The organism is Pseudomonas sp. LPB0260, from assembly GCF_013388395.1.
The window spans coordinates 926,337-947,505 of the sequence record NZ_CP058247.1; the positions used below are offsets into that span (position 1 = coordinate 926,337).

At 67.5% G+C, this 21,169-nt stretch carries 16 protein-coding genes; 6 read left to right on the plus strand and 10 right to left on the minus strand.

Going from position 1 to position 21,169, the window contains the following annotated elements:
- Window positions 1-16 precede the first annotated feature (16 nt).
- From pelG to LPB260_RS04010, 8 genes are all read right to left on the minus strand, one after another.
- Window positions 17-1,387 carry an exopolysaccharide Pel transporter PelG gene (gene pelG / locus LPB260_RS03975; protein ID WP_208707344.1) on the minus strand — a complete coding sequence of 457 codons (1,371 nt, stop codon included), beginning with the start codon at window positions 1,385-1,387 and terminating at the stop codon, window positions 17-19.
- Window position 1,388: 1 nt separating this feature from the next.
- Entirely contained in the window at window positions 1,389-2,909 is a 1,521-nt protein-coding gene (pelF, locus tag LPB260_RS03980) for a GT4 family glycosyltransferase PelF (protein ID WP_208707345.1), read from the minus strand.
- Complete coding sequence (locus LPB260_RS03985; RefSeq protein WP_208707346.1) at window positions 2,906-3,895, minus strand: HEAT repeat domain-containing protein; 990 nt, start codon at window positions 3,893-3,895, stop codon at window positions 2,906-2,908. Before LPB260_RS03985 ends, pelF begins: the two co-directional genes overlap by 4 nt.
- Window positions 3,873-5,243, minus strand: coding sequence for a PelD GGDEF domain-containing protein (locus LPB260_RS03990; protein ID WP_208710037.1), 1,371 nt, complete (start codon window positions 5,241-5,243; stop codon window positions 3,873-3,875). The genes LPB260_RS03985 and LPB260_RS03990 overlap by 23 nt, the downstream gene beginning before the upstream one ends.
- Before the next feature lie 5 nt (window positions 5,244-5,248).
- The gene (locus LPB260_RS03995; protein WP_208707347.1) at window positions 5,249-5,767 is read right to left on the minus strand and encodes a penicillin-binding protein activator LpoB; all 519 of its coding nucleotides are present in this window, start codon (window positions 5,765-5,767) and stop codon (window positions 5,249-5,251) included.
- Between the two features lie 27 nt (window positions 5,768-5,794).
- On the minus strand, window positions 5,795-9,352 hold the full coding sequence (locus LPB260_RS04000; protein ID WP_208707348.1) for a tetratricopeptide repeat protein: 3,558 nt from the start codon (window positions 9,350-9,352) through the stop codon (window positions 5,795-5,797).
- Window positions 9,330-12,107: a bifunctional glycoside hydrolase 114/ polysaccharide deacetylase family protein gene (locus LPB260_RS04005; protein ID WP_208707349.1), complete on the minus strand. Its 2,778-nt coding sequence runs from the start codon at window positions 12,105-12,107 to the stop codon at window positions 9,330-9,332. Before LPB260_RS04005 ends, LPB260_RS04000 begins: the two co-directional genes overlap by 23 nt.
- Window positions 12,108-12,493: 386 nt before the next feature.
- Window positions 12,494-13,153, minus strand: coding sequence for a TetR/AcrR family transcriptional regulator (locus LPB260_RS04010; protein WP_208707350.1), 660 nt, complete (start codon window positions 13,151-13,153; stop codon window positions 12,494-12,496).
- A 226-nt stretch (window positions 13,154-13,379) separates the two neighbouring features.
- On the opposite strand from LPB260_RS04010, the gene LPB260_RS04015 reads away from it, so the two are divergent.
- The 6 genes from LPB260_RS04015 (at window position 13,380) to ggt (ending at window position 19,734) form a co-directional block, all read left to right on the plus strand.
- The gene (locus tag LPB260_RS04015) at window positions 13,380-14,822 is read left to right on the plus strand and encodes a coniferyl aldehyde dehydrogenase (RefSeq protein WP_208707351.1); all 1,443 of its coding nucleotides are present in this window, start codon (window positions 13,380-13,382) and stop codon (window positions 14,820-14,822) included.
- Between the two features lie 33 nt (window positions 14,823-14,855).
- Window positions 14,856-15,401 carry a twin-arginine translocation pathway signal protein gene (locus LPB260_RS04020; protein ID WP_208707352.1) on the plus strand — a complete coding sequence of 182 codons (546 nt, stop codon included), beginning with the start codon at window positions 14,856-14,858 and terminating at the stop codon, window positions 15,399-15,401.
- Window positions 15,402-15,455: 54 nt separating this feature from the next.
- A complete protein-coding gene (locus tag LPB260_RS04025; RefSeq protein ID WP_208707353.1) occupies window positions 15,456-17,051 on the plus strand; it encodes a GMC family oxidoreductase in 1,596 nt (531 codons plus the stop codon).
- 121 nt (window positions 17,052-17,172) lie between these two features.
- Window positions 17,173-17,652, plus strand: a complete 480-nt coding sequence (coaD, locus tag LPB260_RS04030; RefSeq protein ID WP_208707354.1) for a pantetheine-phosphate adenylyltransferase — start codon at window positions 17,173-17,175, stop codon at window positions 17,650-17,652.
- Window positions 17,653-17,781: 129 nt separating this feature from the next.
- Window positions 17,782-18,033, plus strand: coding sequence for a YfhL family 4Fe-4S dicluster ferredoxin (locus LPB260_RS04035; protein WP_025163485.1), 252 nt, complete (start codon window positions 17,782-17,784; stop codon window positions 18,031-18,033).
- A 3-nt stretch (window positions 18,034-18,036) separates the two neighbouring features.
- Window positions 18,037-19,734: a gamma-glutamyltransferase gene (gene ggt / locus LPB260_RS04040; RefSeq protein ID WP_208707355.1), complete on the plus strand. Its 1,698-nt coding sequence runs from the start codon at window positions 18,037-18,039 to the stop codon at window positions 19,732-19,734.
- 70 nt (window positions 19,735-19,804) lie between these two features.
- Here the strand turns inward: ggt and LPB260_RS04045 are convergent, their stop codons facing one another.
- Entirely contained in the window at window positions 19,805-20,143 is a 339-nt protein-coding gene (locus LPB260_RS04045) for a multidrug transporter (protein ID WP_208707356.1), read from the minus strand.
- Window positions 20,144-20,296: 153 nt separating this feature from the next.
- Window positions 20,297-21,109 carry a bifunctional DNA-formamidopyrimidine glycosylase/DNA-(apurinic or apyrimidinic site) lyase gene (gene mutM / locus LPB260_RS04050; RefSeq protein ID WP_208707357.1) on the minus strand — a complete coding sequence of 271 codons (813 nt, stop codon included), beginning with the start codon at window positions 21,107-21,109 and terminating at the stop codon, window positions 20,297-20,299.
- Window positions 21,110-21,169 lie beyond the last annotated feature (60 nt).

Consider the following 21,169-nt stretch of genomic DNA (forward strand, 5'->3'; position numbering starts at 1 on the left):
TGGTCCCCGCCGCCGACTAGCGACTAAGCATAAAGGTCTCGTATTCGAGATCGTCGAGGGAGCGGGTCAGGCGCGCCAGGCCGAGCAGCACGCAGGCCAGCAGGGACAGGGTAAAGCCATAGCCGAAGAAGCTCGGCCCCAGGTACTGGCTGAGGGCGGTCAGCGCGCCGTTGAGCACCACGAACAGCAGGCACAGCTGCATGACGATGACGCGCTTGTCGAGGTAGAAGAACACGTTGAGCAGGGCCATGAACACCACCTGGACGCTGACGCCGATCAGGTCGACGTAGAACAGCGGCAGGTAGTAGGAGGAGATCCCCAGCCACTCCAGCAACTGCGGCCCGAGCAGGAACAGCAGGACCACGGTCAGCCCCTGGACCTTGCAGATCTCCAGCAGGCCCTGGCGGATCGCCAGGATCATCTGCTCCTTCAGCTGGCCGATGTGCTGCAGGGTTTCGCCACCGCGGATCGCCGCATAGACCCGCTCGTACCACTCGGCGAAGTCGGTTTCGATGCGCACCAGGAACACCGCCATGCCGGGAATGATCGCCAGGTAGGCGAGGAAGATCGGCAGGTCGTAGAGGATCGACGCACGCAGCGGGCCGATCACCGCGTCCGAGGTGTGCGGGTTGAACCAGAAGAAGAACTTGTCGATCCAGATGCCCAGGTTGTAGCACAGGCCGGTCACCACCAGGCTGACGAACACCTGGCGCCGGTCGAGGAAGTCGAACGCCACCAGGCGCGGCGCCGGGTACTCGCGCAGGATGTCGAACAGGAACATGAACAGCAGGCTGGCGTGGCCGATCAGCAGCGCCAGCAGCAAACCGTCCATCTTCATGAAACGCAACAGCAACGCGCAGACCACCATCAGCGAATAACCCGCCAGCATCACCAGCAGGATGCGGTTATAGGCCTTCATCCCGGACAGGAAGATGATCACCAGCCACAGGTTGCACAACACCACGAAATTGGCCAGCACCAGCAGGCGGTAGAGCAGCGGCTGGTCGAACAGCAGCGCCAGGATGAGCACCGCCAGCGCCCCCGACGACAGGGTCACCAGCAGGAGGATGCCGACCAGGTTGGGCAGGATCAGGTCGCTGCGCTTCTCGAACAGCCGGTCGGAGATGAAGCGGGTGAAGAACAGCTGGGCGCCGCCGGTGAAGATCAGCGAGCCGGCCATCAGGTAGGTGACCGTCACTAGGAACTGGCGGATGAGGATTTCCGGCACCACCACGCCCAGGCTCAGCACGCCGATCAGCATCACGCTGATGATCGACAGCACCCAGGGCCCGGAGCTGATCAGGCCGGCGTAGACGTAGGCGCGCAGGGTGGCCGAGTAGGAGTCACGGGCGAGGATCTTGCGCAGTTCGAAACCGATTCCGGCCATTTCAGACGGTCTCCATGGCCTGTTGATAGAGGCTGCGATAGCGGTCGAGCATAAGCTCCTCGGTGTAGTAGCGGTTGACCCGGGTCAGACCGACGGCCTGGGCTTCCCGCCAGCGCTGGGGGTTGCCCAGCAGGTCGAGAATCGCCCGCGCCGTCGCCTGCGGGTCGGCGATGGCCACCACCTCGCCGGCACTGCCGAGGGCGCGATCCTCCTCGCCGGCGCCCTCGATCAGCTCGCGGCAGGAGCCGACGTCGGTGCTGACCACCGGCGTGCCGGCCGCCCAGGCCTCGAGAATCACCAGGGGCTGGGCCTCGCTGATCGAGGTCAGCACCATCACACCGAGCTTGGGCATGATCTCCTGGATCTTCTGGAAGCCGAGGAACTTCACCTTGCCTTCCAGGCCGAGGCTGGTCACCAGGCTATGGCACTCATGGGCGTAGTCCGGGTCCTCTTCCTCGGGCCCGACCACCCAGCCTTCGGCCTCGGGCATGGCGCTGACCACCGAGCGCATCGCCCGGATGAAGGTCTTCAGGTCCTTGATCGGCACCACCCGGCCGATCAGTCCCACCACCGGCGGTATGCCCTCCGGCCGCTGCGCCATGGCGTTGGCCCAGCCGCCCATGGCGATGCCGTTGGGAATCACCCGGGTGCGCGCCTCGGCGGCGCCATCGGCGATCTGCCGCTGCCGGTTGCCATCGTACAGCGCGATGATCGGCTCGGCCGAGCGGTAGGCGAGCAGGCCGATGCGCTCGAAGAAGCGGATCCACAGGCGGCGGATGTAGCTGACCTCGGCATCCAGTCCGGTGCTCAGGGCCTGGTCCGGGTTTTCCGAGATCCAGCTGGCCTGGGCCAGGTCGATCTTGCGCTCCTTGGTATAGATCCCATGCTCGCTGAGCAGGTAATTGCACTGCCAGCGGTGCTGGAGAATGGCGCCCAGCAGCCCGGCGTAACCGGTTGAGATCGAATGCAGCACTCGCGCCCGCGGCAGTCGCCGCGCCGCCTCGGCGAGCATCAGCAGCGGCGCCTGCATGGTGCGCAGGGTCCAGAAATAGTTGACGAAGGACGGATCGCTGCAATGCCGGGTGTAGCCCTCGGTGATGGCCTCCCAGCTGGCCTTGCTGTGCAGCACGTCGTCCAGACTCAGGGTGCCGCTGGCGAGCATCTCGAGCATCGCCTGACCTTGCTCCGCGGTAGGCGCATCGGGATGGTGAAGGAACTGATGCAGGTCGCGCAGCACCGCTCGCGGCCCCTCTCGGCCCGCCGCGGAAACGGCCGCTCCAGGCTGCCAGGCGCTCTCGAGAAAATGCTCCTCGATATGCAGGACGTTGGCGGGAATCGCATATTGGCGCTTGCCATAGGCCTCGCGCTGACCGCCGATGAAGAATACCGAGAAGGTCAGCTCGGGCAGGCCGAGGATCAGCTGGTTGACCCAGCTCGAGACGCCACCGCGCACGTAGGGCCAGGTGCCCTCGAGCAGCAGGCAGATATCGGCGGTCGGCAAGGGCTCGGCGGTTTTCTTCATAGCCAGTATCTCGCCAGCTCCGCGAAGGGCGGACGCTGCAGCAGCTGCGCCGGCAGGGTCGCCAGCAGCGCGGGAATATCGCCATAGCGGCGCTGCAGGAAGGCGATCTCGGCGCGGAACGGCACCAGCTTCTGCGCGTCGATGCCGGCCGCCTCGGCCTGCTGGAAGTGCGCCTCGGCCTGATCCAGCAAGCCCTGCTGCAGGGCGATACGCCCGGCAAGCAGGTGCGACTCGCCACTATTGGCGCCAACCAGGGACTGTTCGACATGCTCGCGGGCCTGATTGAGCACGTGCTCCAGGACGCTGCCCTGGGCCAGGCCCAGGTAGGCCAGCTCCCAGTACCAGCGCGCCAGGGTGGCGTGCAGCGCCGGCCGCTGCTCCTCGGCCGCCGCGGCCAGCTCGCCGAGCGCCGCCTCGATGCGCTGGTTGATCCGGCTCTCCTGCTGGTCGAGCATCGAGTAGGCCAGCAGGCGTACGTCATCGGCCGGATCGCGCAGGGCCAGCTTGAGGATCGGAATGGAGTCGCGCCCGTCCATGCGCCGGGTGGCGAACAGCGCATTCAGGCGCTTCTCGGTGCTGGGGGCGTGCCGCACCACGTCCTGCAGGCCGCCATCGCTGAACATCAGGTCGCCGCGCTGATCCTGCGGGCGAAACGGCAGATCCGGCACCGCCATCGCATCCCACGCTTGCTCCTGCTGCTTGCGCGGCAGGTACAACGCCGGAAACACCGCGAGGATCACGCCGATGGCGCCGAGCAGCGGCACGAAGAACGCCAGGGCGAAGATGAACAGCGGGCTCCAGGGCAAGGGGAACTTGTAGCGGCGCGGCAGCAACAGCCAGATTCCGGCGCTGAGCAGCAGGCTGCCCAGGGCATGGGCCGCCGCATACAGCAGGGCCGCCTGGCCGACCGGCAGCTGCGCGGACAGGCTCGCCCAGCTGCTCAGCTCGAACAGGAAGGCGCCGCTAAATAGCCACTTGCTGGTCACTGAAGGCGCACTCGTTGAAGAGGAAATGGCGCAGGGCCTGGCGCTCGTTGCGGGCGTCCAGGTCATAGGCATGGGTGGTCACGCCCAGGCTGCCGAGCCCCTGGTCGAGGCCGAAACGCTCGCGCAATAGGCTGTTCAGGCGCAGCAGGTAGCCCTCGGCGCCCTCGGCCGAAGTCAGCGGCAGCAGCACCAGCACACAGGTATTGCCCCGCTGGTTGGTCAATTTGAGCTGCAGGTCGAGACCGCGCTGGCTGCCCTCGATCAGCCGCAGCAGCTCATCGTGGTGGGCCGCAGGCTCGAGCTCGAACGCATACAGGTAGGCCTCCAGCGAGTGCTGCTCGGCATCGATCAGCGAACGCTTGAGGTTCTGGCTGAACGCCTGGGCGTCGCTGTCCGGCAATTGCAGGGCCAGCGGGTCGCTGAGCAGCAGGTCGGCGATATGCCCGGCGAGAATCATCAGCAGGCTCAGGGTGCGCTCGTTGAAGGCGAAGAAGGGCATCTGCTCCACGGCGAGGATCGCCAGCACGCGTCCTTCGGTGTCCACCAGGGGGATGCACGCCTGGTACAACGAGTGCTGGCGATGCTCGCCGCGCTCCAGCAGGGCCTCGCGCACGCTGACCAGCTCCCCGCGCTTGAGGCACAGGCGCACCAGCAGGTCGTCATGGCGCAGTGCCGAGACCTCGCCGATGCTGCTCAAGGCTTCGGCGTCGATCCGCCCCTGGGCACTGACGCGGTAGAGCCCGGCGACGCGGAAGGAGCCGTACATCGCCAGCAGACTGAGGATCGAACCGGCCAGGGCGACCAGCGCATCATCGCCGCGCGGCAGCGCGCGCAACTGGCTGCGCAACCCCAGCAGCGAGCTGCGCAGGCTCTGGTCGGTGCCGGCCACACGCTGCTCCAGTCGGTCGTGGGATATGCGCAGGATGTAGTGCGCCCGGGTGAACTCATCCAGGCGCAGCTGGCGGTAGTCGTTGGCCAGGTCCAGGCGCTCCAGGCGGCGCTCCCAGATGTCGCGAAACTCGCCGACCAGCATGCCGCTGATCAGCACGCCGACGATGAACGAGGCCGGCATGTCCTGGTACAGCGCCTCGCCGTAGGCGCGGCAGAGGAACAGCGCCAGCACCAGCATGGCGGCGCTGGCCAGGCCGTTCATGAAGCCGTAGCGCATGCCCAGCAACAACGGCGCCATGATCACCCAGGGGAAGGCCGCCTCGACCATCAGCGGGTCTTCCGGCGACAGCCAGAAGCCCAGGCCGATGGCCAGCGCGCTGAGCAGCAGCGTTTCCAGCCAGGACACACGGCTGCTGGCCCGTGGTGCCAGGGTGAAGTCCTTGTGGGCCGATTCCATCGCCATCAGTCGAACTGCAGGTCGCCGACCAGCTCGCGCAGCACCTTCTGCGCGGTCCCCGCCAGGCTCTCCCGCGACCAGCCGGCACGCGCGCCGCTGTTGCTCCAGAGCACCCGGCCGCTGGCGGGCTCGATCACCTGCAGGCTGATGCCGACGGCGGGCTCACCGTCTAGCCCGCTCTTGTACTGCCATTCCTCGACGCTGCCGCTGACCACGTAGTCCAGGCCCTGCTGACGCGCCCAGGCCAGCGCCTGGGTGAGGCGCTCGCGGTCGTCCAGCAGGGTCATGTCGGCCTGGGGCAGTGCCGGATACAGACGCGGCCGCAGCCCCTGCTCGGCCAGCACGCTGAGCAGGATCTGCTCGGCCCGCTCGCCGGCCTGGGGCGCCTGGGAAAAGTTGACCAGCGGCAACAGCCCCCACTGAGCACCTTGCGGGAAGGCGGGGCCGCTCTCACGGGTAAAGCTGGAACAGCCCGCGACCAGCAGAGCAATGGCCACCAGGGCCAGATTGCGTAGGGATTGCATGATTCGATCCTCCTGTTGAATCCGTGCTCAGCGCCCGAAACGGGCACTGTAGCTGATACCCATGGTTCCACCCGGCTCGCCGCCACCGCTGCGCGGTGCGGACTGGTAGCCGAAGGTGAAGGCCAATTCGTCGTCGCCGAACAACTCCAGGCCGACCCCGGTGTTGAGGGCGTAGCCGAACTCCTGCTCGGTCCACTGCCAGCCGGCCAGGACATCGACCAGCCAGGTGTACTGTGCCCGCTCGCGGTTGAGCGTGCCGGGGAAGCCGCGCCGCCAGGTGCTGCCCAGATACAGCTGGCCGAAACGCTCCTGCAGCAGATCGCCCGGCGTCGCCCTCGTCCCGTCGACCTCGCGCAGCGCCAGCAGATCATCCGGCAGGGCGCTTTCCAGGCTGTTCTGCTGATAGCTGATACCGCTGCGCAGCAACCAGGTCGGCCCCTCGAAGAACAGCGCGTGAGTGGCTTCCAGGTTGAACTGCTGCCCGCTGCCCAGGGCGTCGCCCTGACGGGTGCTGTAGCGCTGGTGAGCCAGCGACCAGCTCAGCTGGTCCCGCGCACCGAAACTGTGGCGACCGGCGACGCCGAGCCCATCGCGCATGCCCAAGGCACGCATCAGGCCACTTTCGTCGGCCTCGCGATGCCAGCCCAGGCTGACCTCCAGCTCATCGCGTGACGACAACTGCAGCCGCCGCGCCAGGCCGAAGCCCAGGCGATCCTGATCGTCCCGCCAGCTACCATCGACGCTCAGCTCGAGGGCGCCGTCACTGAGTTCGCGCTGCAGCAGCAGCTGCAGGTTGCGCTCCTCCCCCAGCACCCGCTCATCCAGCGTCGGCGCATCGTAGCTGCCCTGACCGAGGCGCAGGTCGGCATACCAGTCGTTACCCAGATGGCGAGCAATCCTGGCACCCGGCCCGCCCAGGTCGAAGCCACCGAAATCCCGGTGCTGCCAGCTCAGCTGCACGCCCTGCGGCGTGCGTTGATGCAGCTCGACGGTCTGGCGCAGCAGTTGTCCACGGATGCTGCCGGGCTGCTCGTCGGACAGGCCGGCCAAGCCCTCGCCCAGCGCCTCGCCGCCCCGGCCCAGGCGGGTGAGCGCCTCGACCCGCTGGGCCTGATCCAGCCCGCCGCCGGCCAGCAGCCGCTCCAGCGCGTCACGATCCTGAGCACGCATGGCTTCCTGGAACAGCTCGTAGCGGCCGATTTCCAGGCCTTGGCTGCGGGCCCAGGCCAGCCACTCGTCCTTCATGGCCTCCTGCCGGGTGCCGTCGAGTCGCGCCAGGAGCTGCTCGAACCACAGCTGCAGCATGGTTTGCGAGCCGTCCTGCCACTGCCAGGCCTGCTGCAGGGCGCGGCGCCCGGATTGGGCGCTGCTGACCAGGCGCAGGTACACGCGGTAGCGCTCGATGGCGCCGGCGAGCTGGGGTTCGGCGACCCGGTTCAACAGATGGCGGCGCAGGCGCTGCGCGGCGTCGGCGTAGCCGCCGCTGTCCAGGGCATCGGCATAGGCCGCCTGTACCAGCCAGTCGCCAGGCTTGCTGCGCAGGTACAGGCGGTACCAGGCCAGGGCCTGCTCGGTACGGTTGAGCAGCAGGTTGGCACTGGCGAACGGCAACCACAGCACGCTGTCCTCGCGCGCCAGGCTGCGCCACTGCTGGAGCAGGGTCGAAAGCTCGTCGCGCCGGCCCTGATCGATATACAGCCAGAGCAGGCGTTCGCGGAACACGGTCTGCTGGGGGAACAGGCTCAAGCCCTGGCGGTACAGGCGCTCGGCCTCCTCCTGGCGGCCGCCGCGTTCCGCCAGCAGGGCGCGGGCCTGCCACAGGGCTGGCACCCGGCTGCCGCCCGGCAGCGCCATGGCTTCGTCGACCAGGGCTTGCAGCTGCACCCAGGCGGCCAGCTGCTCGGCCAGCTGCAGGGCGTCGGTCAGGGTGGCGCTATCCCGTGTGCGCTGCCAGCTCTTGACCAGCAATGCCAGGGCCTGGTCCGGCGCCGACTCGCGGTAGAGGCTGATCAGCTGCTGCTCATCGCCATTGCCCAGGGTCACCTGCAGGGCCAGCAGACGCTCGTAGGCCCGCTGCGCATCGTCATCCTGTTCCAGATCCCAGGCCAGCGCGGCGCGCATGCGCCAGTAGTCCTCATCGTCGATGGTATCGGCATCGATGGCGTCGAGGACCTGCCAGGCGGCCGCCGGATCGAACAGGCGCCAATGGGCCTCGGCCCAGGCCAGGCGCTCGGCGACGGTTAGCCTGAAACGCTTGTCCATGTCCGCCCAGACCCGGGTCTCGGCGGCGAACTGCTGATTGTGCTCGAGCAGCAGCCGCAGCCCATCCCAGGCCTTGCGGTGCTCGGGATGATGCCGCAGGTAGCCGCGCAGCCAGCGCTCGAGCGCTTCCGGCGTGCCGAGCGAACGCTGGCTGTAGATCAGCGCATCCAGTTCGACGTCGTTCAGGCGGCGTCGCTCGCTGAGCCCTTCCAGAAGCGGAATCGCCCGCTCGAAATCGAACAGCTGGGTCGCCAGGCGCCAGGCGTGCTCGCGGGTCTCGTCATCTTCGCGCAGCTGCAGCAGGCGTATCCAGTAACCGAGCGCGGCTTGCGTCTCGCCGACCCATTCGCCCAGCTGGGCCATCTGCCTGAGCAGTTCTGGATCGTCTGCACGGGCCTCGACCAGCGCCTGGCCGACCCGCCAGGCTTCCTGCAAGTCGCCCTCGGCCAGGCGTACGCGAAAGTCGAGCGCCATGGCCTGCGGGTCATCGGGGCGCCAGGCGCGCCAGGTGCGGATAAACTGCGTGGCGAGGTCCAGGCGTCGACTGCCGATGGCGGTTTCGACAGCCTCGGCCAGTAGCCGCGGATCACCATCGCGCAACTCGGCGAAGTGGCGCGCCAGCATTTCCACGGCGGCTTCGCCGCGGTCGCCCGCACGCAGGGCCGCGAAGGCCTGCGCGAGCCACTGCGCACGTTGCTGCGCAGTTGCGGCCTGCTCCAGCAGCTGGAGATAGAGGCCGGCGGCCCGCGTCTGCTGACCGCTCGCCAGATACCACCTGGCCGCCTCCCCGAGCCACTCGGCGGACTTCTCCGGCTCACGCCCGGCCAGTTCCACGTAGATGTCCGCGGCCAGCCCCGGCGCCGACAGCGACAGGGCGTAGCGGGCATGGCGGAGCAACACCTCGGTGGACAGCCCGTCACGGCTGAGCCCGCTCAGACGCTCGACCAGGGCCACGCGCCTGGGCCGCTCGATACCCTTGCGGCTGGCCAGGGCCTGGAGCACGTCCAGTTCGACCCGGTAGAAGCGCAAGCGGTCGGTTTCATCCAGCTGCAGCTCGCGCAGGTGGCGGCGCGCCCGCGGGTAATCGCCCAGCTTGATCAGCTGCTCGATCAAGGTCAGGCGCAGCTCGTCATTCTCCGGACGCGCTTCTAGCAGCAACTCGGCGTAGCTGACCCACACGGCGTCGGGCTGCTTGCCCGCCGGCAGGAACACCTCTTCGCTCCTGTGGGTCAGGTACAACAGCCCGCCCACCACCAGGGCCAGCAGCAGCAGGGCCCAGGGACTGAGCAGGCGGGTGGGCTTAGCGGCAGACGAGTTGCGCATCCTGCACCCGCGTCATTGGCAGCTTGAAGCGCCAGAGTTGCTGCTGACGGCTGCCCGGGAATGTCTTGCCGTCGAGCTCGACGCTGCAGCTGCCCTGGGCACGCACCGTGAAATCCAGGGGAATCTGGCCGGCGAAGGAGAAGCGCACCCGCCCGTCGCTGGCGTAGCGCCAGGCCGTCAGCGGCGTGTTCGCCTCCTCCAGGGCCGGGTGCGGATCGCGACTGTCGCGCAGGACCAGGCGAACCCGATCGGCGCTCAGGTGCAGGTAGCGACCCTGGGGCAGGTCGCGGACCCCCGCCACGCCGCTGGAGCGCAGCAGGTCGGGCCAGCCCTGGTCCGGGTCCAGGCGCAGGGTACGCAGGCCGTCGAGGCCACGCACCTGCCAGCTGCCGTCGCTGGCGCGTGCCAGGCTGGCCTGGTACAGGCCATGCATACGGGTGATGTAGTCGCTCATCCACAGCGACAAGGGTTGCTGCTGATCCATGAAACGATAGATCTGGTGCATCACCCGGATCGACGCCTGCTTGGTGCCGGCATAGAAGTGGTAATACAGGTGCAGGCCGCGCAGGCGCCGCGGGCTGTCGGTCAGCTCGAAGGTCTCGATGACATCACGAAAGCCATAATAGGGACCCTGCCAGAGGTTGGTGTAGAGGTTCTCGTTGATCACCGGCGCGTAGTACTGCAGCCCGCCCGAGGTCGGCCGGATCAAGGGATAGAGGCCCGTCACCGAGGGATAGGCCTTGGTCAGGATGGTATTGCCGCCGTTGACGTTGGTCAGGCCGCTGTCATAGGCCAGCTTGATGGTCGCCTCGTCCGGCATGGCACCACCCGACCAGAAGACCATCTTCACCGGCTTGTCCGGCGTGGTCAGGCGCGCGTTGATATAGGCCGCGGACCCGGCGATCTCCCGATGGAAGTCGATCTTGTCGTAACCGGGGATGGCCATATTGAGGCCGTACTCGGCCTTGAAACCCTCGCGCTGCTGGGCCCGCTCGGGCTGCCAGAAGAACGGGTGGCTGTAGGTGTGGGTGGCCACCTCCACCTTGGGCTCGGCGAATATCTCGCGGGCGATAGGCTCCAGTTCACGGGCCAGGTGCGGGTACATGCCCCTGGGCCCGACCTCGCCCTCGATCACCGACACGGAGGCCAGGTACGGGTAGGGTCTGATGAAGTCGTTCAGTACCTGCTTGCCCGCGTAGGGCGTCCCAACCACCTCTGCCCGCGAGACGAAGCCGTCGCCGTCGATGTGCACGGTGGCGATGCGTCGGCCATTTTCGGTGGTGGCATCCGGGCGCGGAAATACCGGCAGGCGCAGGGCGCGCTGGAGGAAGGCGAAGGGGTCGAGAATCCAGCGCTGGTAGTCCGAATCGGCACCCTCCTCGAGCAGGTAGGGCGACAGCGCCAAGCCGCCCCAGGAGCCCACCACCACCGGGGCGTACTCGTGCTGCTGGCTATCGGCAAGGGTCAGCAATGCCTCTGCCGCCGGCTCGACTACGGTCAGCGCCGGCAGCCCGCGCGTACGCAGGCGCAGCGGCGCCTCGAAATGCCCCAGGTACTCGGCGTCGTAGCCTACCAGGCTGGCCTTACCCCGCAGGGGCTGCGCCACGCGACGCAAGCCCATGCGCTTGAGCAGGCTGTCGTTGTCGATGGGCAGCCCGGCGAATACCGCCAGGGGAACCTGCTCATCCAGGCGTGCCGCCAGCCAGCGATTGAATGCCACCGAATTCGCCGGCGGACCGCTGGTCATCCAGAGGACCACCCCGGCATACAGGTCGCTGGCCGGGCGGGCGGGCAACTGGTCGGCGGGCAGATAATCCACGCGAAAGCCGAGGTACTCGAGCAGGCCACCCAGGTACCGATGGCCGGCCCCTTCATTGAAGGGCCCTTCTCGCGGGTCGAAAATCAGGGCGATGCGCCGCGGTTGCACCTCGATGCTGCTGATGCCCAGGTAGTCCAGCTCGGGCACCGTGACGAAGGGCACGAAGCCCTCTTCCTGCAGGCGCTTGGCCAGCTTGCGCGCGTCCGCGCGACGCTCGGGTGGCAGGTAGTCAATGGCCACCAGTGGCACACCCTGGGCACGCAGCGGCGCCAGATGGCCTTCCAGCCAGTCCCTGTCGCCCTGGGGCACCGGACGGTAGCTGCGGTTGGCCGCATCCCAGCCCGAATGAATGGACTCGACGGCCACCGCCGCCGCGACCCCCGGCAACTCCGGCAGGACCTCGAAGCCCCGGTTGAAGAACAACTGCAGCCCGGGCTCCTTGCGCTTCAACTCGGCGAGAAAATCCCGGAGTGCAGTTCGCTCGGCCGCCCACTCGGCCTCGGGCAGCAGCTGAAAACTGTCCAGGGTATCGAGAAACAGGCCGCTGTAGCCCTGCTCGCGCAGTTCGCCCGCGCGGCGCAGCAGGTGCTCCCGCCAAACCGGCGAGCTGAGGCGCATGACCTGACTGTTCCAGGCCTGATTGCGCACGGCGCTGGCGGCGTCGTCGAGCCGACCCATTTCGAGCGCAGCTTGGTCGCCATCGAACTCCCCTATGGACAGGTAGGCGAACGGCTGGCTTCCCTGAGCACGCAGGAAGGCCACGGCTTTGCGGTCGGCGTGCCCCGGCTCGAGCACACTCCAGTCGAACTGGCTGAGCTCTGCCAGCGGCGGGTTGTCGGCGTACCAGAACGCCACGCTCTGCGGACTGCTCGGCTTTTCCGGCGCACCGGCCAAGGCCTCGGACAGGCCAAGGCCCAAGGAGGCGCCTAGCACCATCAGCCCGCAGGCAAACGAAACCCGCAGACACCAGACGCGCAGGGCCACGCAAGCTGATGCGAAAACAAAGCTGAGGCCGCTTCCATAGCCGACAGAGAAGGACATAGATCGCTCGAGGCGCCGCTACCGGCACCTACAGGTAATTATTCGTTTGATTACAATTTCGAGCAGCGAATGCTAGCACCAAGCCATCAAATAGCCACCTGACTGCCCCCAATGACAGCCCCCTAGTATCCAGAATGCCGAAACACGCGTATCGGCCATTCATTACCGACCTTGATCCCGGGTACGACTCCAGCGCCTTAGCGACTCACGCGCTCTTAATCCTGGGAACGCGTGCGCGGCACCAACTCAATGCGCAACCACTGCATATATAACGCCGGCTATTAGAACATCTGTACCAAGGGGACGAACAGCTTGCCCTGCAACTCCTCGACGGCAGGCCGGGCCGAGGGCTCGATGAAGCCGTCCTCCAGCGCCAGCACCTGGTAGATGCCGCGGCGCAGCATCTCTTCGCTGAGGCCATCGACATGGCCGCCGGCGGTGCTGAGAAAGCGCACCCAGGAGGTCATGATGATCCAGGCATTGAGTGCCAGGGCCTCGATCTGCGCGGGGCGCATCGACAGGATGCCGGCCTCGACGAATCCCTGGTAGATCCCCTGGGCACTGTGCAGGCAGCGCTGGGCGAAGGCCCGGTAGCGCGCGGCCAGTTCGACGTCGCAGTCGAGCAGGTGCTCGAGGTCGCGATGGAGGAAACGGAACTGCCACATGGCCGCCAGCAACGCCTCCAGGTAGAGGGGCTTGTCGGCCAGGGTCAGCGTTCGGCCTTCCGGCAGGCGCAGGAAGGCATCCACCTGCTGCTCGTATTGGCCGAACAGCTCGGCGATGATCGCCTGCTTGTTGCGGAAGTGGTAGTAGAGGTTGCCTGGCGAGATTTCCAGGTGGGCGGCGATGTGGTTGGTGGTGACGCTACGCTCGCCCTGGGCGTTGAACAGCGCCAGGCTGGCTTGCAGGATGCGCTCGCGGGTCTTCGGGGCAGACGCCATAAACAACTCGACTTGGATACAAACGATCCGCCAAGGGTACAGGTGCCGCTGCACGGGGGTAACCCGGCGCAGCCCCGACACCCACCCGTCCGGTCGCTTGAGCCTCATACACCCGCCGCAACCACCGGCCAGTTGACACTTTAGAGCAATTGCTCTAAAAATCCAGCAAAGCACCCACTCGCCCCGGGTCGGTGACTGAACGGCTGGATCGCCGAGGAGCCGCACCATGGTCGCCGACATCGCCTATCTGGAACAAAGCCTGCAGTCGAGCCAGCAGCAGATCGGCGCCCTGCAAGCCAGCTTCGCCCGCCAGCGCCAGGCCTTCGCGGCCAATCCGATGCCCTCCGCCGAGCAACGCATCCAGTGGCTGAAAGGCCTGCGCGAGGCCCTGCTCGCCCAGCAGGACGCCCTGGTGCAGGCGATTTCCGCGGACTTCGGCAATCGCTCGGCCGATGAAACCCTGCTTGCCGAGCTGATGCCCAGCCTGCATGGCATCCACTACGCGACCAAGCGCCTGAAGAAGTGGATGAAGCCCTCGCGGCGCCGCGTGGGCCTGCAGTTCATGCCGGCCTCGGCCAAGGTGATCTACCAGCCGCTGGGCGTGGTCGGCATCATCGTGCCCTGGAACTACCCGCTGTTTCTCGCCATGGGCCCGCTGGTCGGTGCCCTGGCCGCCGGCAACCGGGTGATGATCAAGATGAGCGAATCGACTCCGGCGACCTCGCAGCTGGTCAAGGAGCTGCTGGCGCAGGTCTTTCCCGAGGACCTGGTCAGCGTGGCGCTGGGCGAGGCGGAGGTCGGCATGGCCTTCTCCCGGCTGCCGTTCGATCACCTGCTGTTCACCGGCGCCACCAGCGTAGGCCGACATGTGATGCGCGCCGCCGCCGACAACCTGACCCCGGTGACCCTGGAACTGGGCGGCAAGTCGCCGGCCATCGTCTCCGCCGAGGTGCCGTTGCGCGACGCCGCCGAGCGCATCGCCTTCGGCAAGACCCTGAACGCCGGGCAGACCTGCGTGGCGCCGGACTACGTGCTGGTGCCCAGGGAGCGCGTCGAGGGCTTCGTCGAAGCCTACCGCGCCGCGGTGCAGGGCTTCTATCCGCAGCTGGCGGACAATCCCGACTACACCGCGATCATCAACGAGCGCCAGCAGCAGCGCCTCGACGGCTACCTGGAGGACGCGCGGAGCAAGGGCGCCACGGTCGTCCCGCTGTTCGCCGAGGCCCAGGGCCGGCGCATGCCCCACTGCCTGCTGCTGGACGTCAACGACGAGATGCAGGTGATGCAGGACGAGATCTTCGGCCCGCTACTGCCGATCGTTCCGTACGAGCACATCGACGACGCCTTCGCCTACATCAACCAGCGCCCCCGCCCACTGGCCCTGTACTACTTCGGCTACGACAAGGGCGAGCAGCAACGGGTGCTGCACGAGACCCATTCGGGCGGCGTGTGCCTCAACGACACCCTGCTGCACGTCGCCCAGGACGACCTGCCGTTTGGCGGCATCGGTCCGTCGGGCATGGGCCACTACCACGGCCACGAGGGTTTCCTGACCTTCAGCAAGGCCAAGGGGGTGCTGAGCAAGCAGCGCTTCAACGCCGCCCGATTGATCTACCCGCCCTATGGCAAGACGCTTCAGAAGCTGGTCTACAAACTCTTCGTGCGCTGAGCGCGCCACCGAAAGCAGCGGGTGAACCCAACCATGACCGCCACCCCAGTCGCCGCACCGCAGCTGTCACGCCGCAACCTGCTGAAGATCGGGCTGTTCGGCTCGACCCTGCTGGCCGGCGCCGGACTCACCGCCACGCTCAGCGGCTGCTCGACCAGCACGCCGCACGCGGGCTTCGTGGTGATCCGCGAAACCGACCTGCCCTTTCTGCAGGCCCTGATCCCGGTGATGCTGGCAGGCGCGGTGCCGGCCGCCGAGATGGACCAGGCGCTCGCCGGTACCCTGGAAAACCTGGACTACAGCCTCGCGCACCTGTCACCGGCAATGCTCAAGCTCACCCTGCAGCTGTTCGATGTGCTCGCCCTGCCGCTCACCCGTGGTCCGCTGACCGGGGTGTGGGGCAGCTGGGAAGGCGCCTCGAGCACACAGATGCAGCGCTTCCTCGAGCGCTGGCAGAACAGCTCGCTGGACCTATTGAGAATGGGCCATGCCTCCCTGCTGCAACTGGTGATGATGGCCTGGTACAGCCGCGCCCAATCCTGGGCCCACTGCGGCTACCCAGGGCCGCCGAGGGTCTGACCCAGCCCCAGCAAACCGCCTTGCGCCCAATGAATCCGCTCGAGAGTTGCCTAGATGCCCGTACCCGATCTGTTCGCCGAAGGCCTGGCCCGCGGCTGGAAAACCCATGACGGCTCGCGCCTAGAACGGGACCTGATCCTGGAAGCCGACGTCGCCATCGTCGGCAGCGGTGCCGGTGGCGGCACCAGCGCGGAGATTCTCAGCGCCGCTGGCTTCAAGGTGCTGCTGATCGAGGAGGGGCCGCTGAAGACCAGCACCGACTTTAAGCTGCAGGAGGCCGAGGCCTACGCCAGCCTCTACCAGGAGGGCATCGGCCGGATGAGCAAGGATGGCGCCATCACCATCCTCCAGGGGCGCGCCGTCGGCGGCACCACCCTGGTCAACTGGACCTCGAGCTTTCGTACCCCGGAGCAGACCCTGCGGCACTGGGCCCGGGAGCACGGCGTCAAAGGCCATGGCGTGGCGGACATGGCGCCCTGGTTCGAGCGCATGGAGCAGCACCTCGGCGTCGCCCCCTGGGCCGTGCCGCCGAACGCCAACAACCAGGTGATCCGTGACGGCTGCGACAAGCTCGGCTACGGCTGGCAGGTGATTCCGCGCAACGTGCGCGGCTGCTGGAATCTGGGCTACTGCGGAATGGGCTGCCCGACCAACGCCAAACAGTCGATGCTGGTCACCACCATCCCGGCGACCCTGGACAAGGGCGGCGAGCTGCTCTACCTGGCCCGCGCCGAACGACTGCTGATCGACAACGAGCGGGTCAGCGGCATCGAGTGCCTGGCGCTCGACGAACGCGGCGTGAGCCCCACAGGCCGCACGATTCGGGTCAAGGCCAGGCACTACATCCTCGCCGGCGGCGGCATCAACACGCCCGGCCTGCTCCTGCGCTCGGGCGCCCCGGACCCGTACGAGCGCACCGGCAGGCGCACCTTCCTGCACCTGGTCAACTTCTCCGCCGCCCAGTTCGAGCAGGTGATCAACCCCTTCTACGGCGCCCCGCAGTCGATCTACTCCGACCACTTCCAATGGCAGGACGGCCCCACTGGTCGCCTGTCCTACAAGCTGGAAGTGCCGCCCCTGCACCCGGCGCTGGCCGCCACCCTGCTCGGCCGCTTAGGTGTCGACAACGCCCTGCGCATGGAACAGCTGCCCCATACCAATGTGATGCTCGCCCTGCTGCGCGACGGTTTTCACCCGGACAGCGCCGAGGGCCGGGTGGAGCTGCGTGGCGACGGCAGCCCGGTGCTCGACTACCGGATGACCGCCTACAGCTGGGACGGCGTGCGCCGCGCCTTCCACAGCATGGCCGAGATCCAGTTCGCCGCCGGCGCCAAGACCGTGCTGCCGTTGCACGCCGACGCCGGCTACGTGAGCACGCTGCAGCAGGCACGCCAGCTGATCGACGCGCTGCCCCTGGAGCTGTACCGCACCCGCCTGAGCAGCGCCCATGTGATGGGCGGCTGCGCCATGGGCGAAGACCCGCGCCAGGCGGTCACCGACAGCCTCGGCCGGCACCACCAGCTGGCCAACCTGTCGATCCACGACGGCTCGCTGTTCCCAACCAGCATCGGCGCCAACCCGCAGCTGTCGATCTACGCCCTCACGGCCAAGCTGGCGACCCGGCTGGCCGAACGCCTGCAGGTCACCTGATGGCACCGGGCCCCGCCGGCCGGCCTGCGCCCGCGGCCTGGCGCCGGGCCGGCGTGACTTGGCCGTCACGCAGCGCTGCGCTACCATCCGAGTCCCGAACGGATCGCGCCAGGATGTCACGATGAATCGAGTGTTATACCCAGGCACCTTCGACCCCATCACCAAGGGCCATGGTGACCTGGTCGAGCGTGCGTCGCGGTTGTTCGACAGCGTGATCATCGCCGTGGCGGCCAGCCCGAAGAAGAACCCGCTGTTTCCCCTGGACCAGCGCGTGGAACTGGCCCGCGAAGTCACCAAGCACCTGCCCAATGTCGAAGTCATGGGTTTCTCCGGCCTGCTGGCGAACTTCGCCGGCGAACAGGGCGCCAACGCCTTTCTGCGCGGCCTGCGCGCGGTGTCCGACTTCGAGTACGAATTCCAGCTGGCCAACATGAACCGCCAACTGGCGCCGGATGTGGAGAGCCTGTTCCTCACACCGTCGGAGAAGTATTCCTACATTTCCTCGACCCTGGTGCGGGAGATCGCCGCCCTGGGTGGCGACATCTCCAAGTTCGTCCACCCGGCAGTCGCCGATGCGCTGGCCCAGCGCTTCAAGCGCTGACCCTGCTGTGCCGATGTGTCGTCGGCCAGCCCCCTCGACACATGGCGCCTGCCCCGACAATCCGGCACAATTCGCCCATCGTTGTCTGACAGTGTCGCGGCCGCGGGCCTCGGCTGGAGCGCTTATTCAATGTCCCTGATCATCACCGACGACTGCATCAACTGCGACGTCTGCGAGCCCGAATGCCCGAACGGCGCGATCTCCCAGGGCGAGGAGATCTACGTGATCGACCCCAACCTGTGCACCGAATGCGTCGGTCACTATGACGAGCCGCAGTGCCAGCAGGTCTGCCCGGTGGACTGCATCCCCCTCGACGAGAACCATGTCGAAAGCAAGGATGAGCTGATGGAAAAGTACCTGATCATCACCGGCAAGGCCTGAGCGGTGAGGCGCGCGAACGGCACCACCTTCGGTTGGCGAGCGCTCACCAGCAGCCTGCTCCTGCTGCTCGCCCTCTGCGCGCAGGCGGCCGAGCAACCCGGCCGCGCGGCTATCGCCAGCGCCCACCCCGCCGCCACGGTCGCCGGCCAGGAAACCCTGGCCCTGGGCGGCAACGCCTTCGATGCGGCGGTCGCCATCAGCGCCGCCCTGGCGGTGGTCGAGCCCTACAGCTCAGGCCTCGGCGGCGGCGGCTTCTTCCTGCTGCGCGAGGCCGGTGAGCAGCCGAACTACCGCTTCCTCGATGCCCGCGAACGGGCGCCACTGGCCGCCCACGCCGACCTCTACCGCCGCGATGGCGAAGTCCAGCCGGCGCTGTCGCTGAACGGCCCCTTGGCCGCCGCGATTCCCGGCCTGCCGGCGGCGCTGGTCGAACTGGCGCAGCGTTTCGGTCGACTGCCGCTGCGCGATTCGCTGGCACCGGCCATTCGCCTGGCGCGCGACGGCGTGGGGATCGACCGGGTCTACCGCGAGCGCGCCGCCTGGCGCCTGGCGGCCCTGCGCGACGACCCGGAAAGCGCACGCATCTTCCTCGACAAGGGGGAAATTCCCGAGGAACTGGGCCTGCTGCGCCAGCCCGAACTGGCGCGCACCCTGGAACGCCTGGCCCGGGACGGCCGCAACGGGTTCTACGCGGGGGAAACGGCCGAGCGCCTGGTCGCCGGTGTGCGGGCGGCCGGCGGTATCTGGTCACAGCAGGATCTCGATGACTATCGCGTGGTGGAACGCCAGCCCCTGCGCGTGGCGCTCGCCGAGGGTCGCGAGCTGATCAGCGCGCCGCCTCCCTCGGCCGGCGGACTGGCCCTGGGCCAGAGCCTGCTGATGCTGCAGCGCGTGCCCTGGCGCGAGGCCGAGCCTGATCAGCGCGTGCACTTCGTCGTCGAAGCCCTGCGCCGCGCCTATCGCGACCGCGGCCTGCTGGGCGATCCGGACTTCGTCGCCAATCCGACGCAGCGGCTGCTCGCCGCCCCCTACCTGGAGCGGCTGACGGCGAGCATCGACCCCCTGCGCGCCACGCCCAGCGCCAGCCTGCCGCCGGCCGGCGACTGGCATGAAGGCAACCACACCACCCACTTCTCGGTGCTGGACGCCGACGGCAACGCGGTGGCCGCCACCCTGTCGATCAACCTGCCGTTCGGCGCCGCCTTCACCGTGCCGGGCACCGGGGTGCTGCTCAACGACGAGATGGACGACTTCGCCGCCGACGTACGCGGCGCCAATGCCTATGGCCTGGCCGGCAGCCAGGCCAACGCCATCGCCGCCGGCAAGCGACCGCTGTCGAGCATGAGCCCGACCTTCATCGAGAGCCCGCAGGCTTTTGCCAGCTTCGGTACGCCCGGTGGCAGCCGCATCCCCAGCATGGTGCTGCTGGCCATACTCGAGTACCTCGACGGCCAGCCTGTCGCGCGCTGGCCCAGCGTCGCCCGCTATCACCATCAGTACCTGCCGGACCAGATCGAGCACGAGCCCGACACCTTCAGCCCTGAGCAGGTCGCTGCGCTCAAGGCCCGCGGCCATGTGCTCAAGAGCGTGAATCGCCAGTACGGCAACCAGCAGGTCCTGCTCTGGGACAAACCGGGCCAGCGGGTCGAGGCGGCCAGCGACCCGCGCGGCATCGGCACCGCGGCTGTCCTAGCCAAGTAGCACCCGCTTCCCGGTTCTCAAGGCATAAAAAAGCCGGCATCTCTGCCGGCTTTCTTGTTCGAGCCTGGGGTCAGTCGCGCTTGTAGCCCGTGGACGTACAGCCAAGGCAGCGCACGAAGGCGGCCTTGCCCGGCTCGACCACCAGGGCCTTGCCGGCTTCGCCGATATTGCCGCCCGCTGCGGTGAACGGCAGGCTGACGACGAAGGCGACCGCACCGATCGCGGTGGCACCGATCAAAAGCGGACGGGCGATCAGCAGGTCGCCGATCATGGAGAACGCCCTAGGGGCCTCCACGGTATACACAGGGTCACCACTGGTGTTCTGCTGCATCACTTCCGCCTGTGCCGGCAGCGCCAGCAGGCCAGTGGTCAGCGCCAGGACAACAGCGGTCGAGCGAAACAGATTCATGGGGCGATCCTTCAGCTATTAGGAGGCAGTGAGGGTAACTATAACAGCGCGCCGGCAATTGTCAGCGTGATGGCCGTCAATCGCCATGAAAGGCGTATGCGGACTAGGCGGCCAAGGTGCGCCCCCTGCCACTTCTTGGCTGACCACCAGGACTCAACGCTGGCAGCGCGGGCAGTAGACGCTGGCGCGCTGGCCCAGCTTGACCTCGCGCAGGGTGCTGCCGCACTGCTTGCAGAACTCGCCCCCACGGCCGTAGACGAACAGTTCCTGCTGGAAGTAGCCCGGCTGGCCATCGCCGCCGACGAAGTCCCGCAGGGTGGTGCCACCACGTTCGATGGCATGGGCGAGGATGCGCTTGATCGCCTCCGCCAGCTTCAGGTAACGCGCCCGCGAGATCGAGCCGGCCTCGCGCCGCGGGTCGATGCCCGCGGCGAACAGCGCCTCGGTCGCGTAGATATTGCCGACCCCGACCACCACCGCGTTGTCCATGATGAACGGCTTGACTGCCATGGCCCGACCACGGGACTGCTGAAACAGGCGCTCGCCGTCGAACAGTTCCGTCAGCGGCTCGGGGCCGAGCTTGCTGAGCAGTTCGTGCTGCAGCGGGTCGCTGCTCCAGAGCAGTGCACCGAAACGTCGCGGGTCGGTGTAGCGCAGCGCCAGCCCGGACTCCAGCTCGATGTCCACATGCTCGTGCTTGGCCGCCGGCAGGCCACACTCGACCAGGCGCAGGCTGCCGGACATGCCCAGGTGGCTGATCAGGCTGCCGCTCTCGGCCTTGATCAGCAGGTACTTGGCGCGGCGCTCGACGCACTCGATGCGCTGGCCGGACAGGCGCACATCCAGGTCCTCCGGAATCGGCCAGCGCAAGCGCCGCTCGCGCACGATGACCCGACTGACCCGCTGGCCCTCGAGGTAGGGTGCGATGCCGCGGCGGGTGGTTTCGACTTCTGGCAATTCGGGCATGGGCTATCGATCGGAACAATGACAGGAAATACGCAGGTTCAGCTTAACAGGGCGGCCCAG

Coding starts and splice junctions, on each gene's coding strand:
- pelG (WP_208707344.1), bottom strand. CDS start 1,387: ATGGCCGGAATCGGTTTCGAACTGCGCAAGATCCTCGCCCGTGACTCC.
- LPB260_RS04035 (WP_025163485.1), top strand. CDS start 17,782: ATGTCCCTGATCATCACCGACGACTGCATCAACTGCGACGTCTGCGAG.
- mutM (WP_208707357.1), bottom strand. CDS start 21,109: ATGCCCGAATTGCCAGAAGTCGAAACCACCCGCCGCGGCATCGCACCC.
- LPB260_RS04025 (WP_208707353.1), top strand. CDS start 15,456: ATGCCCGTACCCGATCTGTTCGCCGAAGGCCTGGCCCGCGGCTGGAAA.
- LPB260_RS03990 (WP_208710037.1), bottom strand. CDS start 5,243: ATGGAATCGGCCCACAAGGACTTCACCCTGGCACCACGGGCCAGCAGC.
- pelF (WP_208707345.1), bottom strand. CDS start 2,909: ATGAAGAAAACCGCCGAGCCCTTGCCGACCGCCGATATCTGCCTGCTG.
- LPB260_RS04000 (WP_208707348.1), bottom strand. CDS start 9,352: ATGCGCAACTCGTCTGCCGCTAAGCCCACCCGCCTGCTCAGTCCCTGG.
- LPB260_RS04020 (WP_208707352.1), top strand. CDS start 14,856: ATGACCGCCACCCCAGTCGCCGCACCGCAGCTGTCACGCCGCAACCTG.
- LPB260_RS04045 (WP_208707356.1), bottom strand. CDS start 20,143: ATGAATCTGTTTCGCTCGACCGCTGTTGTCCTGGCGCTGACCACTGGC.
- coaD (WP_208707354.1), top strand. CDS start 17,173: ATGAATCGAGTGTTATACCCAGGCACCTTCGACCCCATCACCAAGGGC.
- LPB260_RS03995 (WP_208707347.1), bottom strand. CDS start 5,767: ATGCAATCCCTACGCAATCTGGCCCTGGTGGCCATTGCTCTGCTGGTC.
- LPB260_RS04015 (WP_208707351.1), top strand. CDS start 13,380: ATGGTCGCCGACATCGCCTATCTGGAACAAAGCCTGCAGTCGAGCCAG.
- LPB260_RS04005 (WP_208707349.1), bottom strand. CDS start 12,107: ATGGTGCTAGGCGCCTCCTTGGGCCTTGGCCTGTCCGAGGCCTTGGCC.
- LPB260_RS04010 (WP_208707350.1), bottom strand. CDS start 13,153: ATGGCGTCTGCCCCGAAGACCCGCGAGCGCATCCTGCAAGCCAGCCTG.